Annotated in this window: 25 protein-coding genes; 9 read left to right on the top strand and 16 right to left on the bottom strand. The window is 50.1% G+C overall.

Annotated elements, in window-relative coordinates; translation table 11 throughout:
- Positions 1-82: 82 nt before the first annotated feature.
- From OSH01_RS14375 to thrS, 9 genes are all read right to left on the bottom strand, one after another.
- Positions 83-1,612: a YifB family Mg chelatase-like AAA ATPase gene (locus OSH01_RS14375; protein ID WP_266124810.1), complete on the bottom strand. Its 1,530-nt coding sequence runs from the start codon at positions 1,610-1,612 to the stop codon at positions 83-85.
- A gap of 99 nt (positions 1,613-1,711) precedes the next feature.
- Positions 1,712-1,975, bottom strand: a complete 264-nt coding sequence (locus tag OSH01_RS14370) for an accessory factor UbiK family protein (protein WP_266124809.1) — start codon at positions 1,973-1,975, stop codon at positions 1,712-1,714.
- Between the two features lie 145 nt (positions 1,976-2,120).
- Positions 2,121-2,552 carry a hypothetical protein gene (locus OSH01_RS14365; RefSeq protein ID WP_266124808.1) on the bottom strand — a complete coding sequence of 144 codons (432 nt, stop codon included), beginning with the start codon at positions 2,550-2,552 and terminating at the stop codon, positions 2,121-2,123.
- Between the two features lie 339 nt (positions 2,553-2,891).
- The gene (gene ptsP, locus OSH01_RS14360; RefSeq protein WP_266124906.1) at positions 2,892-4,604 is read right to left on the bottom strand and encodes a phosphoenolpyruvate--protein phosphotransferase; all 1,713 of its coding nucleotides are present in this window, start codon (positions 4,602-4,604) and stop codon (positions 2,892-2,894) included.
- A 47-nt stretch (positions 4,605-4,651) separates the two neighbouring features.
- On the bottom strand, positions 4,652-4,921 hold the full coding sequence (locus OSH01_RS14355) for an HPr family phosphocarrier protein (RefSeq protein WP_266124807.1): 270 nt from the start codon (positions 4,919-4,921) through the stop codon (positions 4,652-4,654).
- 35 nt (positions 4,922-4,956) lie between these two features.
- Positions 4,957-5,358 carry a PTS sugar transporter subunit IIA gene (locus tag OSH01_RS14350; RefSeq protein WP_266124806.1) on the bottom strand — a complete coding sequence of 134 codons (402 nt, stop codon included), beginning with the start codon at positions 5,356-5,358 and terminating at the stop codon, positions 4,957-4,959.
- Positions 5,355-6,317, bottom strand: coding sequence for a glutathione synthase (gene gshB / locus OSH01_RS14345; protein ID WP_266124805.1), 963 nt, complete (start codon positions 6,315-6,317; stop codon positions 5,355-5,357). Before gshB ends, OSH01_RS14350 begins: the two co-directional genes overlap by 4 nt.
- Before the next feature lie 110 nt (positions 6,318-6,427).
- Positions 6,428-6,952 carry a translation initiation factor IF-3 gene (gene infC / locus OSH01_RS14340; RefSeq protein WP_266124905.1) on the bottom strand — a complete coding sequence of 175 codons (525 nt, stop codon included), beginning with the start codon at positions 6,950-6,952 and terminating at the stop codon, positions 6,428-6,430.
- Positions 6,953-6,997: 45 nt separating this feature from the next.
- Complete coding sequence (gene thrS / locus OSH01_RS14335) at positions 6,998-8,923, bottom strand: threonine--tRNA ligase (protein WP_266124804.1); 1,926 nt, start codon at positions 8,921-8,923, stop codon at positions 6,998-7,000.
- A gap of 338 nt (positions 8,924-9,261) precedes the next feature.
- On the opposite strand from thrS, the gene OSH01_RS14330 reads away from it, so the two are divergent.
- The gene (locus OSH01_RS14330) at positions 9,262-9,594 is read left to right on the top strand and encodes a hypothetical protein (protein ID WP_266124803.1); all 333 of its coding nucleotides are present in this window, start codon (positions 9,262-9,264) and stop codon (positions 9,592-9,594) included.
- 18 nt (positions 9,595-9,612) lie between these two features.
- Here the strand turns inward: OSH01_RS14330 and OSH01_RS14325 are convergent, their stop codons facing one another.
- The 3 genes from OSH01_RS14325 to OSH01_RS14315 form a co-directional block, all read right to left on the bottom strand.
- Positions 9,613-9,837 (bottom strand): putative hemolysin, encoded by a 225-nt coding sequence (locus OSH01_RS14325; protein WP_266124802.1) that lies wholly within the window; start codon positions 9,835-9,837, stop codon positions 9,613-9,615.
- Between the two features lie 122 nt (positions 9,838-9,959).
- Positions 9,960-10,256, bottom strand: coding sequence for a hypothetical protein (locus OSH01_RS14320; RefSeq protein WP_266124801.1), 297 nt, complete (start codon positions 10,254-10,256; stop codon positions 9,960-9,962).
- A 126-nt stretch (positions 10,257-10,382) separates the two neighbouring features.
- Complete coding sequence (locus OSH01_RS14315) at positions 10,383-10,712, bottom strand: hypothetical protein (protein ID WP_266124800.1); 330 nt, start codon at positions 10,710-10,712, stop codon at positions 10,383-10,385.
- Positions 10,713-10,866: 154 nt separating this feature from the next.
- Between OSH01_RS14315 and OSH01_RS14310 the strand changes: the two genes are divergently transcribed.
- From OSH01_RS14310 to OSH01_RS14300, 3 genes are all read left to right on the top strand, one after another.
- Positions 10,867-11,832 carry an NAD(P)H-dependent flavin oxidoreductase gene (locus tag OSH01_RS14310; RefSeq protein ID WP_266124799.1) on the top strand — a complete coding sequence of 322 codons (966 nt, stop codon included), beginning with the start codon at positions 10,867-10,869 and terminating at the stop codon, positions 11,830-11,832.
- An 11-nt stretch (positions 11,833-11,843) separates the two neighbouring features.
- The gene (locus OSH01_RS14305) at positions 11,844-12,566 is read left to right on the top strand and encodes an enoyl-CoA hydratase-related protein (RefSeq protein WP_266124798.1); all 723 of its coding nucleotides are present in this window, start codon (positions 11,844-11,846) and stop codon (positions 12,564-12,566) included.
- A 138-nt stretch (positions 12,567-12,704) separates the two neighbouring features.
- The gene (locus OSH01_RS14300; protein ID WP_266124797.1) at positions 12,705-13,151 is read left to right on the top strand and encodes a PaaI family thioesterase; all 447 of its coding nucleotides are present in this window, start codon (positions 12,705-12,707) and stop codon (positions 13,149-13,151) included.
- A 43-nt stretch (positions 13,152-13,194) separates the two neighbouring features.
- Here OSH01_RS14300 and OSH01_RS14295 read toward each other — a convergent pair whose 3' ends face one another.
- Positions 13,195-14,874, bottom strand: coding sequence for a GMC family oxidoreductase (locus tag OSH01_RS14295; RefSeq protein ID WP_266124796.1), 1,680 nt, complete (start codon positions 14,872-14,874; stop codon positions 13,195-13,197).
- Between the two features lie 297 nt (positions 14,875-15,171).
- Here OSH01_RS14295 and nagB point away from each other — a divergent pair, with 297 nt between their 5' ends.
- From nagB to OSH01_RS14280, 3 genes are all read left to right on the top strand, one after another.
- Positions 15,172-15,942 (top strand): glucosamine-6-phosphate deaminase, encoded by a 771-nt coding sequence (gene nagB, locus OSH01_RS14290; protein WP_266124795.1) that lies wholly within the window; start codon positions 15,172-15,174, stop codon positions 15,940-15,942.
- A 404-nt stretch (positions 15,943-16,346) separates the two neighbouring features.
- The gene (locus OSH01_RS14285; RefSeq protein WP_266124794.1) at positions 16,347-17,747 is read left to right on the top strand and encodes a GntP family permease; all 1,401 of its coding nucleotides are present in this window, start codon (positions 16,347-16,349) and stop codon (positions 17,745-17,747) included.
- A gap of 132 nt (positions 17,748-17,879) precedes the next feature.
- Positions 17,880-18,155, top strand: a complete 276-nt coding sequence (locus OSH01_RS14280; protein ID WP_266124793.1) for a hypothetical protein — start codon at positions 17,880-17,882, stop codon at positions 18,153-18,155.
- A gap of 6 nt (positions 18,156-18,161) precedes the next feature.
- On the opposite strand, the gene OSH01_RS14275 is transcribed toward OSH01_RS14280, so the two are convergent.
- The 3 genes from OSH01_RS14275 to OSH01_RS14265 form a co-directional block, all read right to left on the bottom strand.
- Positions 18,162-19,181, bottom strand: coding sequence for a tripartite tricarboxylate transporter substrate-binding protein (locus OSH01_RS14275; protein WP_376918110.1), 1,020 nt, complete (start codon positions 19,179-19,181; stop codon positions 18,162-18,164).
- A gap of 5 nt (positions 19,182-19,186) precedes the next feature.
- Positions 19,187-20,005 carry a carboxylating nicotinate-nucleotide diphosphorylase gene (gene nadC, locus OSH01_RS14270; protein ID WP_266124904.1) on the bottom strand — a complete coding sequence of 273 codons (819 nt, stop codon included), beginning with the start codon at positions 20,003-20,005 and terminating at the stop codon, positions 19,187-19,189.
- Between the two features lie 198 nt (positions 20,006-20,203).
- Entirely contained in the window at positions 20,204-21,133 is a 930-nt protein-coding gene (locus OSH01_RS14265; RefSeq protein ID WP_266124791.1) for an NUDIX hydrolase, read from the bottom strand.
- A gap of 216 nt (positions 21,134-21,349) precedes the next feature.
- Between OSH01_RS14265 and OSH01_RS14260 the strand changes: the two genes are divergently transcribed.
- Positions 21,350-23,065, top strand: coding sequence for a methyl-accepting chemotaxis protein (locus OSH01_RS14260; RefSeq protein WP_290459121.1), 1,716 nt, complete (start codon positions 21,350-21,352; stop codon positions 23,063-23,065).
- A gap of 277 nt (positions 23,066-23,342) precedes the next feature.
- Complete coding sequence (locus tag OSH01_RS14255; protein WP_266124790.1) at positions 23,343-24,989, top strand: methyl-accepting chemotaxis protein; 1,647 nt, start codon at positions 23,343-23,345, stop codon at positions 24,987-24,989.
- Positions 24,990-25,005: the final 16 nt, after the last annotated feature.

Raw genomic sequence — 25,005 nt, 5'->3', positions numbered from 1 at the left:
TAAAAGGCCACATTGTCACACATGACACCTCCACCCAATACAAAATAAACTTCTGCACATGCCAAATGAAAGATTTAGCCTCTCATCCCAATCCTAAATGCTGGCGATAACTCATGGCCTCGGATAAATGGGCGACCTGTATGAGCTCAGACTCGTGAAGATCTGCCAAGGTGCGGGCTAGGCGCAGGACTCTATGACGCACGCGCCCCGACCATTGCCAACGGCGCATCGCCTGCCCTAACAACTGCTCGGCCGCCGCATCTACCTGCGCGTAAACGGCTAAGCCACTAGCCCCCAAAGCAGCATTTAAACGCCCTTGCCTCTCCAACTGTCGAGCGCGAGCTTTTTCAACACGCACCCGTATGATCGCTGAGGGTTCCCCTTGCGGCGCCGACTCCCACTGTTCGGGCGTGTCAGATAAAAAAATCTGCATATCAATACGATCCAGTATAGGTCCGGATATTTTTTGCTGATAACGCTGTTTGCGCTCTGGGGTGCAACGACAGGTCCTGTGCTTGTGGCCTGACCATCCGCAAGGACAAGGATTCATGGCTGCAATCAACTGAAAATGTGCCGGAAATTCCACACGACCACTAGCACGGGCGATACATACCACCCCTGCCTCTAAAGGCTCACGTAGCGCCTCTAAAGCACGTCGCTCAAACTCTGGAAACTCATCCATAAACAAAACACCGTGATGAGCTAAGGATATTTCACCTGGCATAGGACGACTACCGCCACCAACAATAGCCACGACCGAAGCAGAATGATGCGGAGACCTGAATGGAGGACGCGCTGTAAACCGCAATACATCCGACAATAAACTGTGTAAAGCTGCCAACTCTAGGGTTTGTTCCGCATTAAGATCTGGCAATAAGCCGGGCAACCGTTGGGCCAGCATGGTCTTCCCTACTCCTGGAGTACCCAGCATTAATAAGCTATGGCCACCTGCCGCTGCGACCTCTAGGGCACGACGGGCGAAGAGCTGTCCCCGCACGTCACTCATGCATAACGACGAGGCCATATCGGGCTGTACAGGCAGAGGGATAATCTCAGGCAGACTTGCCTGCCCCATTAGGTATTCAGCCGCTTGGCGCAGGCTCTGTACACCTAGCACTTGTAAATTGGGGACATGCGTTGCTAAACAAGCCGACACATAAGGGAGAATCAGTTTTTTTGCTGGCCACTGCTTAAGCATACCGGCCGCAATAAGCAGTGGCGCTTGAACCGGCTCTACCGCCCCACTTAATGACAGTTCGCCCACTAATACAAACTCACTCAAGCCCTGTAAAGCCTGAGGCTTGCCTCCAGCATCGTAGGCTATCAGTTGGCCACTGGCCAACAATAGCCCCAAAGCAATCGGCAAATCAAAACGACCGGAATCTTTGGGTAGATCTGCCGGAGCTAGGTTAACGGTGATACGTGCAGCCGGAAATTCGTACCCTGCACACAGTAAGGCTGAGCGTACTCGCTCACGGCTTTCCCGTATCCCTGCATCGGGCAGACCCACCACATTGAAAGCAGGCAAGCCAGATGCAATATGCACTTCTACCCGTACTTCGTGAGCATGCATACCTTGCAACCCACAACTATACAAAACAGCTAAGGACATGATATTAACGGCTCAAATCATGTCAATATGACGCAAATAAAAAAGCGGCACTAGCATCTAGACCGCTTTTTTCCATGCGCAACATTACGATAAGCGAATTTAGTCTGCGCTAGAATTTTCCTGCGTTAAGTCACTTCCCTCAAGCTGCTCAATACGCTGCTCTAACGTAGCAATACGAGTCAGTGCACGCTCAAGCATCAGCTTGTAGGTATCGAACTCATCACGCGTTACTAAATCCATACGGGAAAAAGTTTGCCCCATAAATGCTTTTACATTGCGCTCAATATCGGCAGCCGGGCTTTTAGCGATAAGCTCTGAGATATTCTTCTGAAAATCGTTCAACCACTCGTTGCGATTGATCATGGCACACTCCTGTCTATAAATATTTCTATACTCATTGTAGCGATATACCACTACCCCGTCAGCGAGCTAGCTGCGTTTTTTACCTATAAAAAAAGCGAAGGGCATTGCCTTCGCTTTTTCTACTTTTTAAACACTACGTATATAACTACTTATTGCCAACAGCGTCTTGAATTGCATTGTCAGCCTTAGCCGCGCCTTCTTTTACCGCGTCACCGGCTTTACCTAACAAGTCGGCTGCATCATCTTTCAATTCTGCGGCCTTCTCTGTAACGGTGTCTGCAGCTGCTTCCGCATCAGCTTTCAGCGTATTGCTATCTTTAGCTGCTTCTTCTTTGACTTTATCGGCTTCCTTGGCCGCTGTGTCTTTCAGCTCTTCCGCCTTTTCTACCACTGCGTCGGTTTTCGACTGACTAGCATTTGTTTCAGTCGCTGGAGCGGGAGTCACTACTGGAGCCGGAGCACTCGCTGCAGGAGCCGCAGGAACGTCTTTGGCGGGCTCTTCTTTGGAGCAAGCTGCAAGCATCGTCAGTGAAGTTAATGCTGCCAACAAAGCCACGGATACACGAGTTTTTTTCATGTGATTTCCTTCTACAGTTCCACAATCTAACATTTATTTATGCCAGAGCCGATGTCGACTTTCTGGTGAGGGTAGCCACGCAAGCTATCGTTGAAACCATTCTAGCCACATGCATCGAAAGAGTTAAGGCATTAGTGTAAATCCTAATTTCAATATTTTCACAATGCAACTCTCGTTTTCGAGCAAAAGCCTTATGTAACAAGCCTACCATCAATAAAGGGAACGGAGACCGTTGTTACAAAAAGACACGCAAGAGTTGAAATATCTACGTAATAACCCTGGAGTAGCGGCCTAGAACCAACAGATCACTACGGATCGTTATACAAGGCATTGGGGCTGCTACGTGGCTAACGCAAGCAAATCTATACGCTCAGCGCGATTCAGCGCCAGGGCAACTTTATCGCGCAAAGCGTTAGAGTGTGAGCGTCGCACTTCGCGCTTTACCTCAAGCAATTGCTGCGGGTGCATAGAGAACTCAGTCAACCCTAAGCCTAATAACACGCGGGTAAGGCTGGCATCCCCCGCCATCTCACCACAGACTGCGACTGGTTTACCAAAACGTTTCGCCGCATTGATAGTATGAGCAATCAGCCGTAACACCGCTGGGTGCATGGGATCATAAAGATTTGCCACCTCGGTATCCCCACGGTCTACCGCCAACACGTACTGAATTAAGTCGTTAGTACCAATAGATAAAAAATCCAGTTCTGCGACGAAAGGCTCAATAGCTATTGCCATCGCAGGAACCTCAACCATGGCCCCTAATTGATAATTGCGCGCATAAGGAACCCCATCACGCTCTAGCTCTTGAGCGGCCAGCTCGAGTGCCTGACGCGTGGCGTGTACCTCACTCATGGAAGCAATCATGGGGATGAGTATACGAATTTGCCCATGGACACTGGCACGTAACAAAGCACGCAGTTGAGTCAAGAAGATATCAGGGCGGTCTAGACAATACCTTATCGCGCGCAGACCCAATGCAGGGTTTGTCGCCACCGTCGATTCGCCATCCAGCACTTTATCGGCGCCTATGTCCAACGTACGAATAGTCACCACTTTACCACCCATAGCTCGCACTACACGGCTGTATGCCTCGTACTGCTCCTTCTCGGTCGGTAAGTCATTGCGACCCAAAAATAAAAATTCACTGCGAAATAACCCTATCCCATCGGCGCCCGCTGCTAAAGCCTGTTCGGCTTCCTGTGGCAGCTCGATGTTCGCCTCCAAGCGAATCATCACTCCATCCAAGGTTAAGGCTGCCGCATCATGCAGGCTCGATAACTCTTCGCGTTCACGCTGATAAACATGCTGCCTCTCTTGATACTCGCTCAGCACTTGTTCTGATGGGTTGACAATCACGGCGCCTGTAAAGCCATCAACAATCAACACATCGCCATCGCGGATTAAGTTACGAAATCCACCTAGCCCTACGAGCGCAGGTACATTCATACTCCGCGCCACGATCGCAGTATGCGATGTCGGACCGCCCAAATCCGTTAAGAAGGCGGCAAAATTCGCTTCTCGCAGACGCAGCATGTCAGCGGGTGAGATATCCCGCGCGACCACGATAAGGGGGTCAGAGGAGCGATGATCGAAATCTGGCAACATCGCAGGCTGACCCGCCAGAACCCGTAAAACGCGCTCAATTACCTGCCGCACGTCAGCAGCACGTTCGCGCAGATACTCGTCTTCAATTTGCGTAAACTGCTCAACTAAGGCCTGCCCTTGAGCCGTTAAGGCCCACTCAGCATTGTAAAGACGAGTGCGCACAATGTCGCAGGTTTGCTGAGTCAGCATCGGGTCGTCTAATAGCAGACTATGGACGGTCAATATGGGGGCTAACTCACGCGGCGCATCAAGGGGTAAATGATCAACGAGATGATTGAGCTCATCACGAGTCGCCATCATTGCACTTAAGAGGCGCTGACACTCAGCATCCACGTCATCAGCGGTAATTCGGTAGTGCGGCACCTCAAGGGCTGCAGCACTCATGACGGCAGCCTTACCGATTGCGTAACCTTTAACAACAGCCTGACCCTGGGCTGTCAACATAGCGCTAAGCGCCGCCGTAACACGTGGCTGAGAAAGCATGATTGACTCTATTCTTGTTCGCCGAACTTGGCCTCAAATAACGCCTGTATGTCCACCAATGCTTGGTCCGCATCCTCGCCTTCGGCGTCAAGAACAACGGTCACGCCCAAGCCGGCGGCCAGCATCATTACACCCATGATACTTTTAGCATTCACACGCTGAGTATCACGAGAGATAAAAATATCACTTTTAAAGCGTCCCGCCAGTTGTGTTAACTTTGCCGCGGCACGCGCATGCAAGCCGAGCTTATTACTAATGACAATGGAAACAGAAGGCATAACGAATACAATTTCCTAAAAGTTAGCGAATGTACTTAATACTGGCAAGCTGCGTCGACAATGCCACGCACAGCGCCACCCATCACTTCTTGGCTTAGACACTCAGGATTTTGACCTCTTTCAGTCAACGCCTTCAGCACCATGCACAGATTCGCGCCGGTAAGAAGGTGAGCAGCATCACCTTGCGCTTGTAAAGCCTGTTGTACCCGTCTTGCAACGTTAAAGGGTGTCGCACCATATAGATCGCACAATATCAGTGTGTTTGGCGCGCATTCTTGCTGTATCTCCAGCAAGCACCGTTCAGTGGCCGCATCGGTACATTCATCCGCAGCAATATCTACCACATGAATGTCCGGCTTCTCGCCCAACACGTGCTGAGCACATGCTGCAAAAGCCGAGGCTAAGGGCTCATGCATGATAAGGGCGATGCGTGTCACGGTTTACTCACAGCTTTCTCAACGGCCTGCACAAAGACATCAGCGACATCAAAGCCCGTTTGCTCGGTAATTTCCACAAAGCAAGTGGGGCTCGTCACGTTAATTTCGGTGACATAATCACCAATGACATCCAGACCAATTAACAACAAACCACGCTCGACCAACTTAGGGCCAATGCTGCGAGCAATTTCCCAGTCACGCTCGGATAGCGCTTGCGCTACACCACGGCCTCCTGCTGCCAAGTTACCCCGCGTCTCGCCTGCTAGGGGGATGCGTGCCAGGCAGTATGGAACAGGCTCGCCACCGATAATTAAAATACGTTTATCGCCTTGGCTAATTTCAGGTATGTAACGCTGCGCCATGATCGTTTGAGTGCCCTGCTCTGTAAGGGTCTCTAATATAGCGCCTACGTTAGGCTCGTCTGCCCGCAGACGGAAAATACCCGTACCACCCATGCCGTCTAAGGGTTTAACAATCACGTCCTGATGCTGAGCATGAAATGCGCGCAAACGCGTCATATCGCGCGTCACTAGGGTTAGAGGAGTGAACTCAGGAAACTCCGTGATGGCTAATTTTTCAGGATGATTGCGTAACGCAGCACCAGTATTAAACACGCGAGCGCCTTGTTGCTCGGCAAAGCCTAATAAATGTGTTGAGTACGCATACTCCATATCAAATGGAGGGTCCTTGCGCATAATGACGGCATCAAACGTATTTAACTCAGCCTCAACACTGTTACTAATATATGACCACCAGTGTGGCCCACGCAAATCAGCATCTGCCGCAATCGTAATGTCGCGATAAACGGTTTTCACACGACTATCGTCAATGTACAAATCACCTTGTAAAGTGACCGCCACCTGATGGCCGCGCGCCAAACTAGCACGCATCATGGCAACAGAAGTGTCTTTATAAGCAGCCAGACTGGCTAATGGATCAATAATGTACAGTATGCGCATCGACACACCTGGCAAATTTAGCCTTCGCAAGCAGTTGCGAGGCCGAGTAACAAGATAAGAAATCAGGCAGGTCTAGCCTGCCTGATAAGCGTTAAGGCTCGAAGGGCGAATCAGGTTGCCTTCTTGCGTGGCGCAAGCACCATCACCATTTGGCGACCTTCCAGCTTTGGCATGGCCTCTACTTGGCACAACTCAGTGACTTCATCACGAATACGTTCCAGAACCCGCATACCCAGCTCTTGGTGAGCCATTTCGCGACCACGAAAACGCAACGTCACCTTAACTTTGTCGCCATCGTCGATGAATCGTTTTACGTTCCGAAGCTTAACCTGGTAGTCACCCTCGTCCGTACCGGGACGGAATTTGACTTCCTTAAGCTGTATTATCTTTTGCTTAGCTTTGGCTTCCTGCTGGCGTTTTTGCTCTTGGTAGCGGAATTTACCGTAGTCCATCAAACGACATACAGGTGGTTCTGCTCCTGGGGAAATTTCCACCAGATCCACATCGTTTTGCTCAGCAAAATTCAAAGCATCAGCCATTTTTTGAATGCCTAATTGCTCACCTTCTATCCCAATGAGCCGCACCTCGGGGACACGAATCTCACCATTGATGCGATGTTTTTTCTCGGTTGCGATATCTAGAACTCCTAAGTAATTAAATAAATGATTGCCACCACAGCCTTACTGACGGGCCTCAATCTCTTGTTGCAGACGGATCTGGAAGTCAGCCAAAGGCATTACCCCTAAATCCAGCCCCCCCCGGGCGCGGACGGCAACAGCGTTCGTTTCACGCTCTTTTTCGCCCACCACCAGTATATAGGGGACTTTTTGCATACTATGTTCACGGATTTTACGAGTGATTTTTTCTCCACGCAAATCCGCAATAACACGTAAGCCTTGTTTTTGCATATTTTGTGCAACTTCACGCGCATAGGACGCGGAAGATTCCGAGATGCAGCATACCACGGCATGCTCTGGGGCCAACCAAGCTGGCAAGGCACCTGCGTGGTTTTCTATTAGCATCCCGATAAAGCGCTCAAACGACCCTAAAATAGCTCGGTGCAACATCACTGGGGTACGACGCTGATCCTGCGCATCGACGTACTCAGCCCCCAAACGCGCTGGCATGGAAAAGTCTACTTGTATAGTACCGCATTGCCAGTGGCGACCAATAGCGTCTTTCAAGGTATATTCAATTTTAGGGCCATAAAAAGCGCCTTCACCTTCGGATATTTCAAACTCACATCCGGTGCGCTGCAAGCTTTCAATTAGGGCTTGCTCGGCTTTATCCCACACCTCATCGGCACCAATACGCTTAGCGGGGCGAGTGGCCACTTTATACAAAATTTCCTTAAAACCAAAGTCGGCATAGACTTTTTGCAATAAGGCAGTGAAAGCGGCGCACTCGTCTTGTAGCTGATCTTCTGTACAGAAAACGTGCCCGTCATCCTGAGTAAAGCCGCGCACACGCATCATGCCATGCAAAGAGCCAGAGGGTTCGTTGCGATGGCACTGGCCAAACTCGCCATAACGAATAGGCAGCTCTCGGTACGAGTGCAAACCAGAGTTAAAGATTTGCACATGACCCGGGCAGTTCATGGGTTTCAAGCCATAGGTTCTGTGCTCGGACTCGGTGGTAAACATATTATCGGCGTAATTATCCCAATGCCCTGTTTTTTTCCACAACGACAAGTCTAGAATTTGCGGCGCTTTAACCTCTTGGTAACCATTATCTTGGTATACCTTACGCATATATTGTTCGATTTGCTGCCACACTGTCCAGCCCTTAGGGTGCCAGAAAATGAGTCCTGGGGCCTCGTCTTGGAAATGAAATAAATCTAACTCACGCCCCAATTTACGGTGATCGCGTTTTTCGGCCTCTTCGAGCATCGTCAAGTAAGCTTGTTGCTCGTCTTTGGTGGCCCAAGCGGTACCATAAATACGTTGTAGCATTTCATTGTTGCTATCACCGCGCCAGTAAGCCCCCGCTACTTTCATGAGCTTAAAAACTTTTAGCTTTCCGGTAGACGGCACGTGCGGACCACGACATAAGTCGATAAAATCGCCTTCTCGATATAAGCTAATAGGCTCATTAGCCGGAATAGCAGCGATAATCTCCGCTTTGTAGTTTTCTCCTATGCCACGAAAAAACTCCACAGCGTCATCACGCAGCCACTCCTCACGCACCACCGCTTCATCTTTTTTAGCCAACTCGACCATCTTTTTCTCGATAGCTTCCAAGTCTTCAGGCGTAAAAGGGCGCTCGTATGAAAAGTCGTAGTAAAAACCGTTATCAATAACCGGACCTATCGTGACTTGTGCCTGCGGGTACAAGCTTTTAACGGCGTAAGCCAGCAAGTGTGCAGTAGAATGACGAATCACATCTAGGCCGTCTGCATCTTTGGCTGTCACAATAGCCAACTCGGCATCTTGTTCTATTAGATGCGACGTGTCCACTACTTGCGAATCCTCGCTACCTGCCGTTCGCACACGCCCAGCCAAGGCTGCACGCCCTAAACCGGCGCCAATTGAATTGGCGACATCGCTAACAGTAACTGGCCCCGGGTACTCGCGCTGGGAGCCATCGGGTAGAGTGATTCGGACCATAAAACTTCCTGGAAATAAAAAAGCGCGACACTTTAGCCGCGCTTTTGATTTGAACGTTTTTTAAGAAAGCAAAGAAACGCTACGCAGCCAAGGCTAGACAGACCAGTGGGTAGTTCGCGTAGTGATAGTCATGGTGTGATGCTTCCTGCTAAAAACCGATTAACTGTCATAGTTTAGCATCATTAGTACTGCTTGTTACGGCTAAAAAAAGAGGAAATAGGCACTTTAGCGACATATTTTTATATTGCCAACCGCCTCCAACAGCCTAAACCATGGTTACGGACGAACAGAGTATGGTTAAATGCGTGGGCTAATTACCCTATGCCGGAGAACCTATCATGACAGAATCTGAAATTCGCTACGCCCAATTACGCGCGGAAGTACATGGGTTGCGAGAAATTCTCACCTTTGTACTTGCTGAGCTTAAAGGCCAAACCAATGAGCAAGTCAATCAAGTGGGCAGCTTTTTAGATCACTCTAGCGATTATTTTGCCAAAACACTAGAAACTATTATTGAACAAGCAGAGCAAGCAGAAAAGCCTACTGTGGAAGCCATAGCCGGCTTATCAGTGCAAGCCTACAAAAACAACATGGAGTTTATTAAACGAGCCTTCATCACTCTGGCCGCCGCGCAACGGGCTGAGAAAGCACAGAACGACTTAGGCATTTAACGCCGCCCCGCAAACCAGCTAATAAAGATGTGGAAAGCTTTGGCGGTAAAAACGCCACTCTTCTAGCTCACTGCCATCACGCAGCCGGCACGTTGAATACTCTCCACCGCTGGTTCGATGCGAGATGGACTCGCCTCCCATACTAATACAATGCACCGTAGCTGGGTTTGCCAACGCCAGTTGTTGGGCTGCAGGGGGTGAGCTAGCCATATTGCTACACGCCCCCAATGAGCCAGTAATCATAGTTAAACCGAGCATAGACCTTAATGGATAAAGCACACGCATGGCATTTCGCCTAAGAGTAGGTAAAACTAGCACTGAACACAGGCTACCAAGTTAGCAGCCTGCCTAAAAAGGCACCACTATTAGCGCAAGCGCCCTAGCAAGTAACCCAATAAACCTACCATGGCTAAACTAGTCAAAGGCCTAGCACGCACCATATTTTTTGTGCAAATCAGTGCCTCTTCGACCACATCTTTGCCCTCAGCATACAGACCATCGTATTCTTGCACAAAATCTTCCACACTCGCACGTACACGACGTGCCGTGTTTTTACTGGTTTGAGCGGCGACATCCACAGCTTGCTCTAGTTTTTCGGCGCCACTAGCAATCCCTTCTTTAGCACGAGCGGCTACTTTATCGCTGACTTTTTCCACTGACATAGTTTTCTCCTAGAGGGCTTAAATAAGCGTAAAACAGGTCTAGCATTCTGTTTACTCGGACACAATACATGCACCGATAGCCTGAGACTGCTGGCAATGTAGTATGCCACTTATACTTTTAAAATCTTAACGCTGGCGCAGATATTCATCAATCTGCCGCATCCACTGTGTATCGCAGGCAACAGGTTTAGGAGCATGCTGACCATACACACGGTAATGCACTGCATCACACCACTCCTGCGAGCCATAATCAGGCCCGCCGCCATGGCCATCAGAGACACCCACCCGTTCGGTCACCATCGCCATCCACTCTTGGGTGCCTACTTCTAATGGCGATTGCCCTTGCACTTGCTGATACTGAGGAGGCTCAGGAATATCAATGGATTGAGATGGCCGATTTGGACTTTGACATGCTGCCAATACCACCGCTACCCCTACTATCATTAGCCCACGCATGAGTACTCCTTATGACGACGATTGCTACCCCTTGCACCATAGCAGTAAAGTAGCTATCAAGGAAAGCATAGCTTCTGAAAGTAGGCATAAAACACGGTTTTGAAAAACTCGCTTTTTCTACATAAACCCGTCACCATTGACTAGGAGTCGTACCATGCACCCTACGGTCGCCGAGCTGTATACACAACTTAGTTTGCCGGTCATCGCCGCGCCATTATTTATCGTTTCTACGCCTCCCCTAGTGATCGCTCAATGCTCTGAAGGGATTGTAGGTGCCATGCCATCCTTAAATGCACGTGACGCTGCCGACCTATCCCCGTGGCTCAGTCAAATAGAACAGCACCTGGCTCATATCAAGCTTAATGCCCCCTCAAGAAAAGTGGCGCCCTACGCGATCAATCTCATCGTGCATCGCAGCAACCCCCGTGTTGAGCATGACCTGGCTGTCTGCGCGCAGCATCGGGTTCCCATTATCATTACTAGCCTAAGCGCCCCCCATCACATCGTCGATACGGTACATGCCTGGGGCGGCAAAGTATTTCATGACGTCACCACGGTACGACATGCGCAGAAAGCACTAGAGGCGGGTGTCGACGGTTTAATAGCGGTGTGTGGCGGTGCTGGCGGCCATGCCGGAACGACAAACCCCTTCGCTTTAGTGGGGGAAATCCGACGCTTTTACGATGGCCCGCTTGCTCTATCAGGAGCCTTGTCTCGCGGGCAAGACATCGCTGCAACCTTAGCGCTAGGAGCCGACTTTGCGTATATGGGCACACGCTTTATCGCTAGCCTAGAAGCCAATGCCAGCCTTGAATACAAACAAGCCATTATTGATAGTGGCTCTAAAGATGTGATTTACACCCCCTACTTCACCGGCATACCCGGCAATTACTTGCGCTCTAGCATAGAGCGAGCAGGCCTGGACCCCGAACAACTAACGGCCAAAGACACTACTTCCCACGTAAATACCAGCGACAGTAAACCTTGGAAAGATATCTGGGGAGCCGGTCAAGGAGTGGGCAGCATTGAGCATATACAAAGCGTAAAAGACATAGTGCAACAGTTACGCCAAGATTATCTGCGCAGCAAAGAGAAATTGACTCAGCAGCCTTTCGCCTAGGAACGCACACGATGATAAAAAAACACTACGAGCATGGCTTACTCACTTTAACCTTTGCACGCCCCGAGCGTCGTAATGCGATTAATCTTGCGATGTATGAGCAGTTAAGCAACGCCATCGATCACGCCCCAGAAGACTGTCATAGCATTTTGCTCACAGGTTCTGGCGGCCACTTTACCGCGGGAAATGATATTCATGACTTTGCGCACTTTCGCCAGCCACAAGCCAACAATCCTGCATTAGACTTCCTGCGCAGCTTGGTCAACACCGACATACCTGTGATTGCTGCCGTACAAGGTCATGCGGTAGGTATAGGAGTCACCTTGCTGCTGCACTGCGACTTTGTTTATGCGGATTCGGATACTGTGTTTAGCTTGCCTTTCGTGTCACTAGGCCTCTGTCCTGAGGGTGGTACCACCATTTTACTGGAAGCTTTGGTGGGCCGACGTAGAGCCAGTGCTTGGTTGTTGCAAGGACAAAGCTTTACAGCGCAAGAAGCTCTAGAGGCTCAATTACTTAACGCTGTTAGCGCCAATGGTACTAGTCTAGATGAGGCCTTAGCTTGCTCTGCGCGATTAGCAGCACAACCCTTACAAGCCTTACGTTTATCTAAGCGTATGCTACGGGAGCCTGGTCGTCCTGCCTTGCTCCGTGCTATCGAGCAGGAAGTAGCGTTCTTTATTGAGCGGCTTGAGTCGCCCGAGGCCACGCAAGCCTTGGCTCGATTTCTTTAAATAAGAATCTACTCACTCGCCACCTAAAAGGTTCTATTTTGCGTATGATGTCCACCCACCAGCGAGCAAGCTTAAAGATTAGCAAGCAATGCTATCGCTAGTTGTCGTGCCATCTATTTTTACCCTTTGGACCCACTCATGACTCAAAACCCTACCCCCACTTCCCTTTTCCCCATACCAGAGGGCTTCACCCAAGCCCGCGCCAAAAGCCCATTCAATGCGCTCTGTGGCCCCTATTACGAAAAACAGGAAGACGGGGTAGACATGTGTGTAGCCATTCATCTAGAAAACAAACACTTAAATCAACAAGAGATGGGCCATGGTGGCATGCTCATGGCATTAGCCGACAATGCCATGGGCGAGGCAGCACGACTGGGCTACGCTACGGGCACTCACGTAGTCACCGTCAGCCTGACCTCAGAGTTCATGCGCCCTGCTCGATTAGGAGACTGGATCATTGCACGAGCCTACATACGCCGTAGCGGTCGCTCGCTAAGCTTTGTTGATTGCACCCTAAGCGTTAACGAACAAGCTATTTTCAAAGCCAGTGCCGTATTTTCTGTGGTACGCAAAACTAGCTCTTAATAATACGTAATTAATTTTCTGGGGTGCCTCCAAGGCAATGACCTCAACGACTATTAAGTATCATTTGCGCAGCTTTTTCAGCAATCATAATGGTGGGACTGTTTGTATTACCACTACAAATTTTGGGCATGATGCTAGCGTCAGCCACCCGCAACCCCTTCACTACCCCCCCTACCCCATCTATCACACGAAGTTGCGCATCCACTACGGAGTCTACATCATCACTACGCCCCATTGCACAGGTGCCTACCGGATGAAAGATAGTGGTGGCAATATCGCCTGCAGCTCGTACTAAATCTTCGTCGCTTTGCAACTGAACGCCTGGCACAAATTCTTGTGGATGGTATGCACTGAGGGCCGATTGCTGCACTATTTTACGTGTTAAGCGCAAGCTATCCACGGCAACCTGCCTGTCTTCCTGCGTGCTGAGATAGTTAGGTGAAATCTTAGGGGCAAGTGAAAAGTCTTGGCCTTGTAGGCTTACGTGACCGCGAGAGCTTGGATTAAGATTGCATACACTCGCCGTAAAAGCAGAAAAGTCGTGCAAAGGCTCTCCAAAAGCTCCTAGGCTTAATGGCTGCACATGATATTGAATATTAGGATAACGATAATCCGGCGAGGAACGCGTAAAAGCACCTAATTGCGAGGGTGCCATACTCATCGGCCCACGCCTATGCAACAAATACTCTAAGCCTATACCCGCCTTGCCCCACCACGTGCGTGCTCTATCATTTAAAGTTAGCGCCGACTGCACCTTATACACGCTACGGATCTGCAGATGATCCTGTAAATTGCGCCCCACTCCGGGGCGATCAAGCACCACGTCAACGTGATGCTGCTGCAATAAGTCCGCAGGGCCAATACCTGAAAGCTGTAACAGGTGGGGCGAACCAATGGCTCCCGCCGACAAAACAACCTCACGATCCGCAGCCAGCGTTTTCATGCTGCCCTGATGTAGAGCCAGCACCCCATTGCAATGCAAACCACTATCCGTTTTTTCTATTAATAGGCGCGCCACTTGTGCTTGTGTCCAAACCGTCAAATTGGGACGTCGCTTCATAATTGGCCGTAAAAAAGCACTGACCGTATTCCAGCGCCAACCCGACTTTTGATTCACGTCAAAATACGCGACCCCCTCGTTGCAACCCCGATTAAAATCTTCAGTGGCGGGTATTCCCGCTTCTTGCGCCGCCTGCGCAAAGGCATCCAGTATGTCCCAATGCAAACGCTGCGCTTCTACTCGCCATTCACCTTGGTGTCCATGCCACTGGCGAACATCGGCCCGCTCATCTGCATCTAGGCGATACGAATTCTCATGTTTCATGAATAGAGGAAGAACATGCTCCCACGACCAACTTTCGTCACCAGTCATCTGCGCCCAGGCGTCGTAGTCCCTGGCTTGTCCACGCATGTAAATCATGCCGTTAATGCTGGAGCAGCCGCCTAGCACCTTACCTCTGGGATAACGCAGTTTGCGCCCGTTTAAGCCGGTTTCGGATTCGGTAAAAAAGCACCAATCCGTTCGGGGATTACCGATACAGTACAAATACCCCACCGGAATACGAATCCAATGATAAGTATCAGTACCCCCTGCTTCCAACAGCAATACCTTGTTTGCCGGATCAGCACTTAAACGATTGGCTAATAGAGCTCCCGCACTCCCGCCTCCCACGACAATATAATCAAACCGCGCTACGGCCCCTTCCGCTTGCTTCTTACTCATAAGCCGCTTGTCTCCTTTTTAGTCTGAGCGTAACACTTTAAGACTGCTCGGTTTGGAGCGCAAGGGTGGCAACGACGAACATATATCGCAGTGCCACAATCTCTTTAAGAACCAACCCATGCTAACGAGAAGAGTTAACGTACACTCTTCACTCCCCGAGCACTCACAGGCGTACCCAAACCTAAGAAATCATCATCGAACTTCAACAGCACAAAACGCAACAAAAATCCCTACAAACGCTCTCGCCGCTGTGCTACGATCACTTTCTATTTACTAATTGCCCCCTACTGGCCGCCCATGTTTATTGTTTTCCCTGACACGGATCACGTCGCTCAATACGTTAGTACTCTGTTTATTCAACGTATTTCTCAACAACCTGATGTGATATTGGGTTTAGCCACCGGTGGCACCATGGAGCCGATTTATGCTCAATGGGTCAAACAGGCGCTGGCGCGCAACATCGATGTTTCGCAAGTTAGCACGTTCAATTTGGATGAATATGTAGGCCTGCCTGCCCAGCATCCGCAAAGCTACGCTGCGTACATGGAACACCATTTGCTACGCCATTTAGCCTTTGACCGCTCTCGCATTCATATTCCCGACGGTCTGGCCCATGACTTGCCGGCATACTGCCAAGCCTACTCGGACACAATACGTGACCATGGTGGTATTGCGATGCAATTGCTGGGGGTCGGCAGTAACGGGCATATAGGCTTTAACGAGCCCGGCACACCTTTTGACAGCCAGTGCCATGTGGTGGAACTATCTGAGCGCACTCGGATTGATAACAGCCGTTTTTTTGGCCCCAATGAAATTGTGCCTGCCTCTGCGATTACGATGGGAATGCGAGATATTATGGATGCTCACGAAATTATTTTGGTCGCGACCGGCAGCAGCAAAGCAGCCACCATCGCGAAGTACTACGAGCATGAGGTCAGCCCCCTAGTACCTTTTACCATTTTAAAACAGCATCCTAAAGCACATATCATTCTGGATGCGGCTGCAGCGGCTCTAGTACCAAGCAACGTATGCCAGTTTTACGACACCGTCCCCGCGGCGATGCTATAGGCGGCTTACACCTTACCTAAAAATAGGCTCTGTAAGGGCGCACGCCGCTTACTGACTAACTACAGCGAAGATATGCGGCGCGCTGCTCCCTAAGTGGAAGTAATCACCATCCCCTGCAAAAACCGCAGCACCTAGTGGCAAGGTGGGCGGTAGAGTCTATATTGCGGGCGTCAAAATAACTTTCTAAGTGACTGACCTAACGCAAAATAGTAGCTCTGAGTTTGAAGCATACTCATCTTTTTGACTATGATGGCAACTGATGACATTTATGCTCTTGTCACAGTCAGCTTACATACTAGATGAAGGCGCGTCTTTAACTCCTGATGGACCACCATCCAAGGCTAAACGCCGCCTGTCAACATAAACAAAATACTTTTTTCATTCATTGGCTGGAGCCCACGCTTATGGGAAGCACCCTTGCTATTTTATTATCGCTAGTGTTATTGATGTACTTGGCTTACCGCGGGATAACAGTACTGTTACTCGCGCCACTGATGGCCGCTTTAGCTGTGTTGCTATCGGGTGATGCCGGATTTTTATTACCAATTTACACCAACACCTTCATGTCAGCACTGAGTAACTATGTGCTGTCGTTTCTTCCTATTTTCTTACTTGGCGCTCTCTTTGGTCAGCTTATGGCGGACTCTGGCGCGGCCAACAGCATTGCTCAATACCTTGTGCGTCGTCTGGGCGATAAGCATGCTATCTCAACAGTCGTTGCGGCTTGCGCCATACTCACCTACGGTGGAGTGTCTTTATTTGTAGTGGCATTTGCGATCTACCCGATTGCCAAAGATCTATTCCAGGCCGCCAACATCCCTAAACGATTAGTACCCGCCAGCATCGCCCTAGGCTCCTTTACCTTTACCATGACTGCCTTGCCTGGTACCCCTTCTATCCAAAACGCTATACCCATTCCTTACTATGGCACGAACGTATTTGCTGCGCCTGGCCTAGGTATTATTGGGTCAATTATTATGGCCGTGGGTGGATTATGGTGGTTACAAAGCCGAGCGAAAAAAGCCGCCGCTGCGCAGGAAGGCTACGGCGAGCACCCTGAAGATGCCGTAGACTCGGACGATGACCGCAAAGAAGGGCTTACTATTATGCCCGTCGCATTGGCTCTACTGCCATTGTTCTTAGTGATTGGCGTAAATGCGCTATTTACTTACGGTATATTCCCCGGTTACGACTTCAGTACAGTGACAGAGAAATTCCCCAGCATCAACCCTAAAAACACGGTTGGTTTATGGGCTTTGATTATCGCTTTGGTGGTGGCTAATGCCAGCTTAGTTCTTATCCGTTTGGGGCGTTGGCACAACCTGCGCGAAACGGTGAACAAGGGGATATTTGGTTTTATGCTACCCCTGTTTAATACCGCCTCTGAAGTTGGTTACGGGGCCGTTATTGCTAGCCTCACTGGCTTTGTCATCATTCGCGACTTTGTCCTCAACGTTGCACCTGGGAATCCGCTGATCTCCGAAGCGGTCGCAATGACCACGCTAGCAGGTATTACCGGCTCCTCATCGGGTGGTTTAAGTATTGCCCTGCAAACGTTAGGTTCCACTTACTTGGAAATGGCCCATGCTGCTGGCATTAGTCCAGAACTATTACACCGCGTAGCGGTGATGTCGGCCGGGGGCCTAGACACCTTGCCGCATTGTGGCGCCATTATTACCTTACTGTCCATCTGCCGTTTAAATCACCGCCAGTCATATGCCAACATCGCTATGGTTACCATGGTTTGGCCACTGCTTGCTGTGGCAGTTGTGATTGCCTTAGGCACTATGTTCGGTAGTTTCTAACTACCAGCACCACCAGCCAGCCCGCCTTTTCAGGCGGGCTTTTTACATGCTATAACAATTAGCCATCTATACCGCTTGTGCTCTCGAGCATAAACACGCATGATAAATACTCCTAATCACAGGAGACGGATCATGAGCTACACCTACTCGTTGACCCCTTTGGGCCGCGCGGCCATACTTCAGTTTGTACAAGATCACGGCGTACCTGAGCTCAACCCGGAAGCTTACTTTGCCACCGCCGAAGTGGAAGCTGACAACTTCAATCAAGATAGCAGCCAGCGTGCCGAGCTACTCATCCCTGAGAACAGCAGTAAAGATGGCTTATGCCATCGTTTATTTCTCGAACAGCACTGGTTTCACCGGGAATACCTCCCGCCCCCCACCGAACAAGATGCCCTTTTTCTATAATTAACTCTACTGCGCCCGCAGTCCCATGGTGTCTGTTAGCGCCATAAACCGATCTATATCACGCCACACAATATCTTGGAACTCCCGGGCCGGCTGTGCCGTCAAGGTGTACCCTAACGCTTCCAGATCTGTTCGAATGGGCGTTTGGGCTACGATCTCATTGATGGTGTTATTGAGCTTTTCGACTACCTCAACAGGAGTGCCAGCGGGCGCCAAAACACCGTGCCACTGATCCAACTCATACTGCTGCCCCAAGGCTTGTGCCACGCTGGGTACTTGCGGCAGGGTATGGTGACGCTGCGGCGACGTTACCGCCAAGGCGCGTAAACGCCCTGCCTCAATCAAAGCACTCGCACTGGACAATGTGACTATCCCTAATGTCACCTGACCCGCCATAACATCGGTTAATGCAGGCCCACAACCCTTATAGGGCACATGCAATAAGTTTGATGCCCCTAGGCCTTGCAATAAGCCACCCGCTAAGTGTTGAGGCGTACCATTTCCACAAGAGGCAAAATGCACTCCCTCTGCACTCTGGGCGAGTTGCAAAGCATCAGCCATGGTGTGCACATCACTTTGCGGCGCCGTCACGAACACAGACGGCACATACGCCACGTTTGCCACCGCGGTAAAATCAAGCTTGGGATCAAACTCTAAGGCATCAAACACACCAGGATTGATCGCAAACGAACTATTCACCATAAGCAAGGTGTAACCATCTGCTGGCGCGCTAGCTACCCACCGTGCCCCTATATTACCGCTGGCTCCAGGTCTATTTTCCACTATCCAGCTTTGTCCCCACTTCCGCTCTAATTGAGCAGCCAGCTTGCGCGCTAACAAATCCGTACCGCCTCCTGGCGGAAACGTTACCACCAAATGCACTGGTTTGTTCGGATAAGCCTTGGGTGCCATGGGCGTCGCAGGGTTGCTTTGCTGCGCATACAGGCCCGCAGCACTGGCTAATAACACGCCCGCCACGATCACAGGGGCGTGTTGACGCAAAGCAGAAAAAAGCTGAGTGAGCATCATGATCAGGCATCCAAGCCTATATCAAGCACTTTGGCACTGTGCGTAATCCACCCCACCGCAATGCGATCAACGCCACAGCGAGCAATTTCAACCGCTGTCTCTGGTGTGATGCGTCCAGAAGCCTCAGTGGTAGCGCGGCCTGCGACCAACTCAACAGCCTCACGCAATACCGCCAACTCCATGTTATCCAGCAAGACACAATCCACCCCTAGGTCTAAGGCTTCCTGTAGTTGCTCAAGGGTATCCACCTCAACTTCGATACTGACTAAATGCCCTATATACTGACGCGCTTTTTCTACCGCCACACGTAAACCACCGGCAATAGCGATGTGATTATCTTTAATCAATACAGCATCATCTAAACCATAGCGATGATTTCGCCCGCCCCCGACGCGCACCGCGTATTTTTGCAGGGCTCGCAAACCAGGTATTGTTTTTCGGGTACAAGTTAGTTGCGTACCATAAGGAGCAATAGCGCGGGCTATAGATGCCGTTGCGCTGGCCACACCGCTTAAATGCCCTAAAAAATTCAACGCCGTGCGTTCTGCCGTCAGGATAGAGCGCGCTGAGCCTTTGACGATAGCAATCGGGGTCCCCGGCAGCAAGTTAGCCCCGTCTGACACACACGCCTCAAAATGTATCGTGGGATCTAACAGGCGGAAGGCTAAGCGTGCTAAGTCAAGTCCCGCCAACACTCCCGCCTCTCTCGCCACAATACGTAGCTCCGCTTGTTCGGTGCGACTCACCATAGCATCAGTCGTCAGATCACCTGCCCGACCCAAATCCTCTAGCAAGGTTGCCCTTACAAGGGGCTCTAACATTACATCAGGTAAAGGGGGCACCACGCCTTCTTTCACAGATGAAAGCACATTGCCCTCAGCCTCCTTTAGTATGGTCACTTTTTTATTGCTCATATTGAGTATATATAATCGAAAAAATATAGACAGCAATTATGCTACTACTGAGCATAATATTTGTCAAAATAAACCGCACATACGACGCGGTGATACACCCTGCTACTAACGGGCCTGGCGGGCCAGCGGCAACTTACTCCCCGATATAGCGCGTTCAAGCAATACATCACCCCGAAAACGAAACAGCTTCGCAGGACGACCCGATCCGCCCGTTGTCATCGCCCCTGTCTCCTCAACCAAAGCTTGCTGTTCAATCAAGCGGCGAAAATTCTGCTTATGTAAGCCGCGGCCAGCTAACGCCTCGACCGCTTGCTGTAACTGCAGCAGCGTAAACTCAGCGGGCATGAGCTCAAAGATAACAGGACGGTATTTAATTTTGGCACGCACCCGCGCCAAACCGGTGGCCAAAATCCGCCGGTGATCATGCACCATAGCTAAGCCAAGACGCGTATTGAGTGAGGAAAGTGCCTGTTTATCTTGGCGTCGCTGCGCTTCGGTAACAAGACCTGCTTCAAATAACAGTTCATAACGCTGCAGCACCAAGTCTTCATTCCATGCGGCCCCTTGCAAGCCAAAACTATACTGAATGCGTTGCCAACGAGCGGCTTGAAGCTCGGGCTCCTGTGTCGCCCAGTGCTTGAGTGCTGGAATTAACACTTGCTCAATGAGAGCGGGCTCACCAGCCCGCCAATCTTCCCAAGGAAAATAGCGATAACAATCTTGCCAGCTTACCTGAGCAATATCAGGCCGGCCTACTTCTCGTGTTAATCCTACGTAGCTCACTGAGACAACCCGCGAGCCATCCGCATTAAAACGATCCCGGTCGGCGAAGGTATAAAGCTGCTCAACATACCCTAAGGGATGATGAGTTTGCGACTCCACCCAGTCTCTCAAGCCTGTTTGTAAGGAACGATGTGTTTGTTGGAACGGCCCTGCTGGCAACGCCTGCGCGCACTCGGTGGTTAGCACACGAGGTTCGCCATCGCTCACAGCAATTAACACCGCCACAAGTTCAGCACTGACTGCAGGTTCCATAATCACACTCACAAACACACCCTCTGGCCTTAAGCAATAAAAACGACGCTATCTGATTATAGACGGGCTGTGGGCATTCGAACGGAACTATAACTTGCTGCTACCACACACTTTCCACACCGTCGAATCGCTGCTAATTTTGGCAGGAAAAGTAGAAAGCTAAATTAATCAAAAGAACTACCGTAAATAAGATAGAACCATAAACTTGATCATTGAATGCGTAAAAACTATCCTATCTCAGCCCACGAAGTGCATGTACGCGCTGACCAGTACTTAATATCCAAAACAGATCTTAAAGGACGTATTACTTACGCCAATAACGCGTTCATCGATATTAGCGGTTTCAGCCGTGAAGAGTTGCTTGGCAAAGCCCACAATATCGTACGTCACCCTGATATGCCTGCAGCGGCGTTTCAAGATCTCTGGGATACGCTACATGCCGAGCAGACATGGATGGGAGTAGTAAAAAATCGACGTAAAAACGGAGATTTTTATTGGGTTTATGCGATGGCCATTCCAGTCTACGAAAATGGTCAGGTAACCGGCTACGCCTCAGTGCGTGTCAAACCTAGCGCAGAACAAGTCGCCGATGCGCAAGCCTTCTACCAAGCCCTGAATGAAAATCGCGCCGGCGGCTACACAGTGAAAGGTGGGAGAAAAGCCCCCACAGGTTGGCGTAAGACGCTTAACTTACTGCGCCAGCCTTTTAATCGCAGCCTGCGCGCCAGCATGTTTCGTATGAGCATGCTCGCTATTGCCACCACATTAACCGCTAGCTACTTTGCTTTAACCGGTGGCGTGCCGGCGAATGCACAACTTTGGATAAGCGGCTTATTGCTAGGCGCCATGGCTCTGATGATGGGCTACGGTTGGATTATTTCTCAGCGTGTAACACAGCCCTTGAATGAAGCGGCCATGATTGCCCAACAAATCGCCGCAGGTAACCTAGGCATAGATATCGATTGCCCACCCTCACAAGAGCACGACGAAGTCAGCCAACTCTATTTTTGCTTGGACCTAATGCGAAAAAGCTTAGTTGGCATCGCTAATGACGCTAGGCACGGGATTGAAAACTCAATTAACACATCATTGGCGCTGGAAAAAAACAATAGACACTTAGCTACCCGTACAGAAGATCAAGCCGCTTCGCTACAAGAAACGGCCGCGAGCATGGAGCAACTCACCGTTACGGTCAAACAAAATGCCGACAATGCCAATCAAGCCAACCAGTTAGCCGATGCCAGTATGCAAATTGCACAGCGTGGTGGCGGCGTGGTGCATCAAGTCGTCGATACTATGCAAAAAATCCATGATAGTTCTCGACGCATTGGGGACATCGTTACCATGATTGAAAGTATCGCTTTTCAAACCAATATTTTGGCCTTAAATGCCGCGGTTGAGTCTGCTCGAGCCGGCGAAGCAGGACGAGGTTTTGCTGTAGTTGCCGGAGAGGTTCGCAGTCTGGCCCAAAAAAGCTCTCAAGCAGCCGGAGAAATTAAGCAGCTCATTGATGCTTCCGTAGGACAAATGGCCGTAGGCGCAGAACAAGCGGCTAGTGCCGGTAGCACCATGGAAGATATTGTGACCTCCGTCAAGCAAGTGAGAGACATTATTGGAGAGATCTCTGTTGCTTCCATCGAACAAGCAACCGGGCTGGATCAAATAAACCAAGCTATGTCACAGATGGACGGAGTGACACACCAAAATGCCGTGCTGGTGCATGAGTTGGGGCACACCGTACGTAATCTTGCGCTACAAGCACATGAATTAGGAGACGCGATGAAAGTGCTGGTCACCCCCGACGAGAATCGCTCTACTCAGCAACACCACGAAGAGATACTCCGTTTACAACACACACCGCACAGCACACAAGTGATGTCTTATCAGCACTTACCCTCTGCAGGGCAGCAGCAAACTAATCAGCTCAAGTAGCACGGGCTACTTGCGTAGCTTAGTTTCGGTGGCACAAGCTTTGCCACCGCTGAGCTTGTGCGACCATTCTGCGGCTTGCATGTTGTCGCATACACCAACTTGTTTGATTAATAGCAAAAACTCATGACTTTGCGGGCCCGCCACTCATCACAAAACGATACAATTTGATACCTATGTTACTTTCACGGCAACAGGGGTCCCTCACTGTGCTTGTCTCGGAAGCGTAAATCCCTGCGTTTGTTCTGGGCCTGCTCTTTTTTGTGATGCTGTCATGCGCATGAATTCTCTGATTACCGATCAGGAAACCGTCGTACCTGATCAAATTTACCTAATCTCAAAAACAGATCTAAAAGGCCGAATCACTTATGCGAACCAAGCGTTTATTGAAGTGAGCGGATATACTCAAGCAGAGCTACTAGGCAAAGCGCACAACCTTGTACGTCATCCTGATATGCCCAAACAGGTATATGAAGATCTCTGGCAAACGTTGAAGAAAAAACAAGCATGGTCGGGAATAGTTAAAAATCGACGCAAGGATGGTGGCTTTTACTGGATTAAAGCACGTGTCATTCCCCTTTTCCAGCAAGCCCAAGTAGTCGGCTATGCGTCGGTACGAACACGTGCCAATGCTGAGGAAATACAAGCAGCCGAACAACTGTATCAAGGCATGCACTCATCAACACGGATACGGTCTGGCCTACGTCAAGGTCAACCGTACAGCGGCGCGATAAGGTCTTTAGTACAACGCTTTGCCAAACCATTAGGCCAAAGCTTACACGCCTGTTTACTACGCTTGGGTTTACTTAGCTTGCTGTGTAGCGCGTTAAGTTTTTATTTATTATTGCACAGCGGAGCCAATGGGCCCTACTTGCTCGGAAGCTTAGCAGCACTTAGTAGCACCAACGTAGCACTCCTTGCCTATGGCTGGTTAGTCGGCCGACGCATGCTTGCCCCCTTACACCATGCGACTTTGGTAGCTCAGCAAATTGCTACTGGCAATCTACTGGTCGAGCTCAACACGACAAATCGACACGAAGAGGTCACGCAACTTTACTTCTACTTAGATATGATGCGTAATAGTTTAGTGGGTTTAGCCCACGATGTACGTACTGGCATTCATGCCTCATTAAGTACGTCTGACCTTCTCACTCGCAATAACCAGCATTTAGCGGCCAGCACACAAGAACAATCAAGCTCACTAGAGCAAACAGCCGCCAGCATGGAGCAATTCACTACCACAGTGCAGCAAAACGCGGATAATGCAAAACTGGCCGATGAGCTCGCCAAAAATAGTTTACACACCGCGGAACATGGGGGCGGTGTGGTGCAAGACATGGTCAACGTCATGCACGGAATACATCAAAGCTCGCAGCGCATCGTTGACATAGTCAGCATAATAGAAAGCATTGCTTTTCAAACTAATATTTTAGCCCTAAACGCCGCCGTAGAATCGGCCAGAGCAGGTCAAGCAGGGCGAGGTTTTGCCGTGGTAGCCGCGGAAGTACGCCAATTAGCACAGAAAACTGCTCAGGCAGCGGGTGAGATAAAAGCCTTAGTCGTAGAGTCGGTGACACGCATGAACTATGGTGCTAAACAAGTGGAAAAAACCCAGAATTCCATGCAAAATATAGTTACGTCGGTCAGAGAGGTACAACAAATTATCACCTTAATTGCCGCGGCGTCGGATGAGCAAGCAGCAGGCTTAGTGCATATTCACCAAGCCGTTACACGCATTGACCAAGGAACCAAAGATAATACCCAGCTGGTGCACACGTTAGGCCACACGGTAAAGCACATCACATCTCAAGCTGCACACTTAAAACTGGCGATTGAGCTGCTACACACCGAAACCTCTCGCTCTGCGTATCAACCCGACCCGCATAGCACCACCACCCCTACCCCACTTATACCCGTCAGCGACTAAAGAAAAACATCTGCTC

Origin of the sequence: Alcaligenes endophyticus (assembly GCF_026344035.1) — a bacterium.
Classification (GTDB): domain Bacteria; phylum Pseudomonadota; class Gammaproteobacteria; order Burkholderiales; family Burkholderiaceae_B; genus Alcaligenes; species Alcaligenes endophyticus.
This window is presented reverse-complemented; position numbering and strand designations above follow the sequence as displayed.

Bases quoted from the DNA above. Each gene is read 5' to 3' on its own strand.
- ptsP (WP_266124906.1), bottom strand. From the start codon at position 4,604: ATGTTGACAGCCCAGGGTCAGGCTGTTGTTAAAGGTTACGCAATCGGT.
- OSH01_RS14325 (WP_266124802.1), bottom strand. From the start codon at position 9,837: ATGATTACTGGCTCATTGGGGGCGTGTAGCAATATGGCTAGCTCACCC.
- OSH01_RS14295 (WP_266124796.1), bottom strand. From the start codon at position 14,874: ATGAGTAAGAAGCAAGCGGAAGGGGCCGTAGCGCGGTTTGATTATATT.
- OSH01_RS14305 (WP_266124798.1), top strand. From the start codon at position 11,844: ATGATAAAAAAACACTACGAGCATGGCTTACTCACTTTAACCTTTGCA.
- OSH01_RS14375 (WP_266124810.1), bottom strand. From the start codon at position 1,612: ATGTCCTTAGCTGTTTTGTATAGTTGTGGGTTGCAAGGTATGCATGCT.
- OSH01_RS14300 (WP_266124797.1), top strand. From the start codon at position 12,705: ATGACTCAAAACCCTACCCCCACTTCCCTTTTCCCCATACCAGAGGGC.
- OSH01_RS14320 (WP_266124801.1), bottom strand. From the start codon at position 10,256: ATGTCAGTGGAAAAAGTCAGCGATAAAGTAGCCGCTCGTGCTAAAGAA.
- thrS (WP_266124804.1), bottom strand. From the start codon at position 8,923: ATGGTCCGAATCACTCTACCCGATGGCTCCCAGCGCGAGTACCCGGGG.
- OSH01_RS14365 (WP_266124808.1), bottom strand. From the start codon at position 2,552: ATGAAAAAAACTCGTGTATCCGTGGCTTTGTTGGCAGCATTAACTTCA.
- OSH01_RS14275 (WP_376918110.1), bottom strand. From the start codon at position 19,181: ATGCTCACTCAGCTTTTTTCTGCTTTGCGTCAACACGCCCCTGTGATC.
- OSH01_RS14355 (WP_266124807.1), bottom strand. From the start codon at position 4,921: ATGCCTTCTGTTTCCATTGTCATTAGTAATAAGCTCGGCTTGCATGCG.
- OSH01_RS14255 (WP_266124790.1), top strand. From the start codon at position 23,343: ATGAATTCTCTGATTACCGATCAGGAAACCGTCGTACCTGATCAAATT.
- nadC (WP_266124904.1), bottom strand. From the start codon at position 20,005: ATGTTAGAGCCCCTTGTAAGGGCAACCTTGCTAGAGGATTTGGGTCGG.
- OSH01_RS14315 (WP_266124800.1), bottom strand. From the start codon at position 10,712: ATGCGTGGGCTAATGATAGTAGGGGTAGCGGTGGTATTGGCAGCATGT.
- gshB (WP_266124805.1), bottom strand. From the start codon at position 6,317: ATGCGCATACTGTACATTATTGATCCATTAGCCAGTCTGGCTGCTTAT.
- OSH01_RS14310 (WP_266124799.1), top strand. From the start codon at position 10,867: ATGCACCCTACGGTCGCCGAGCTGTATACACAACTTAGTTTGCCGGTC.
- nagB (WP_266124795.1), top strand. From the start codon at position 15,172: ATGTTTATTGTTTTCCCTGACACGGATCACGTCGCTCAATACGTTAGT.
- OSH01_RS14265 (WP_266124791.1), bottom strand. From the start codon at position 21,133: ATGGAACCTGCAGTCAGTGCTGAACTTGTGGCGGTGTTAATTGCTGTG.
- OSH01_RS14280 (WP_266124793.1), top strand. From the start codon at position 17,880: ATGAGCTACACCTACTCGTTGACCCCTTTGGGCCGCGCGGCCATACTT.
- OSH01_RS14330 (WP_266124803.1), top strand. From the start codon at position 9,262: ATGACAGAATCTGAAATTCGCTACGCCCAATTACGCGCGGAAGTACAT.
- OSH01_RS14370 (WP_266124809.1), bottom strand. From the start codon at position 1,975: ATGATCAATCGCAACGAGTGGTTGAACGATTTTCAGAAGAATATCTCA.
- OSH01_RS14260 (WP_290459121.1), top strand. From the start codon at position 21,350: ATGCGTAAAAACTATCCTATCTCAGCCCACGAAGTGCATGTACGCGCT.
- OSH01_RS14285 (WP_266124794.1), top strand. From the start codon at position 16,347: ATGGGAAGCACCCTTGCTATTTTATTATCGCTAGTGTTATTGATGTAC.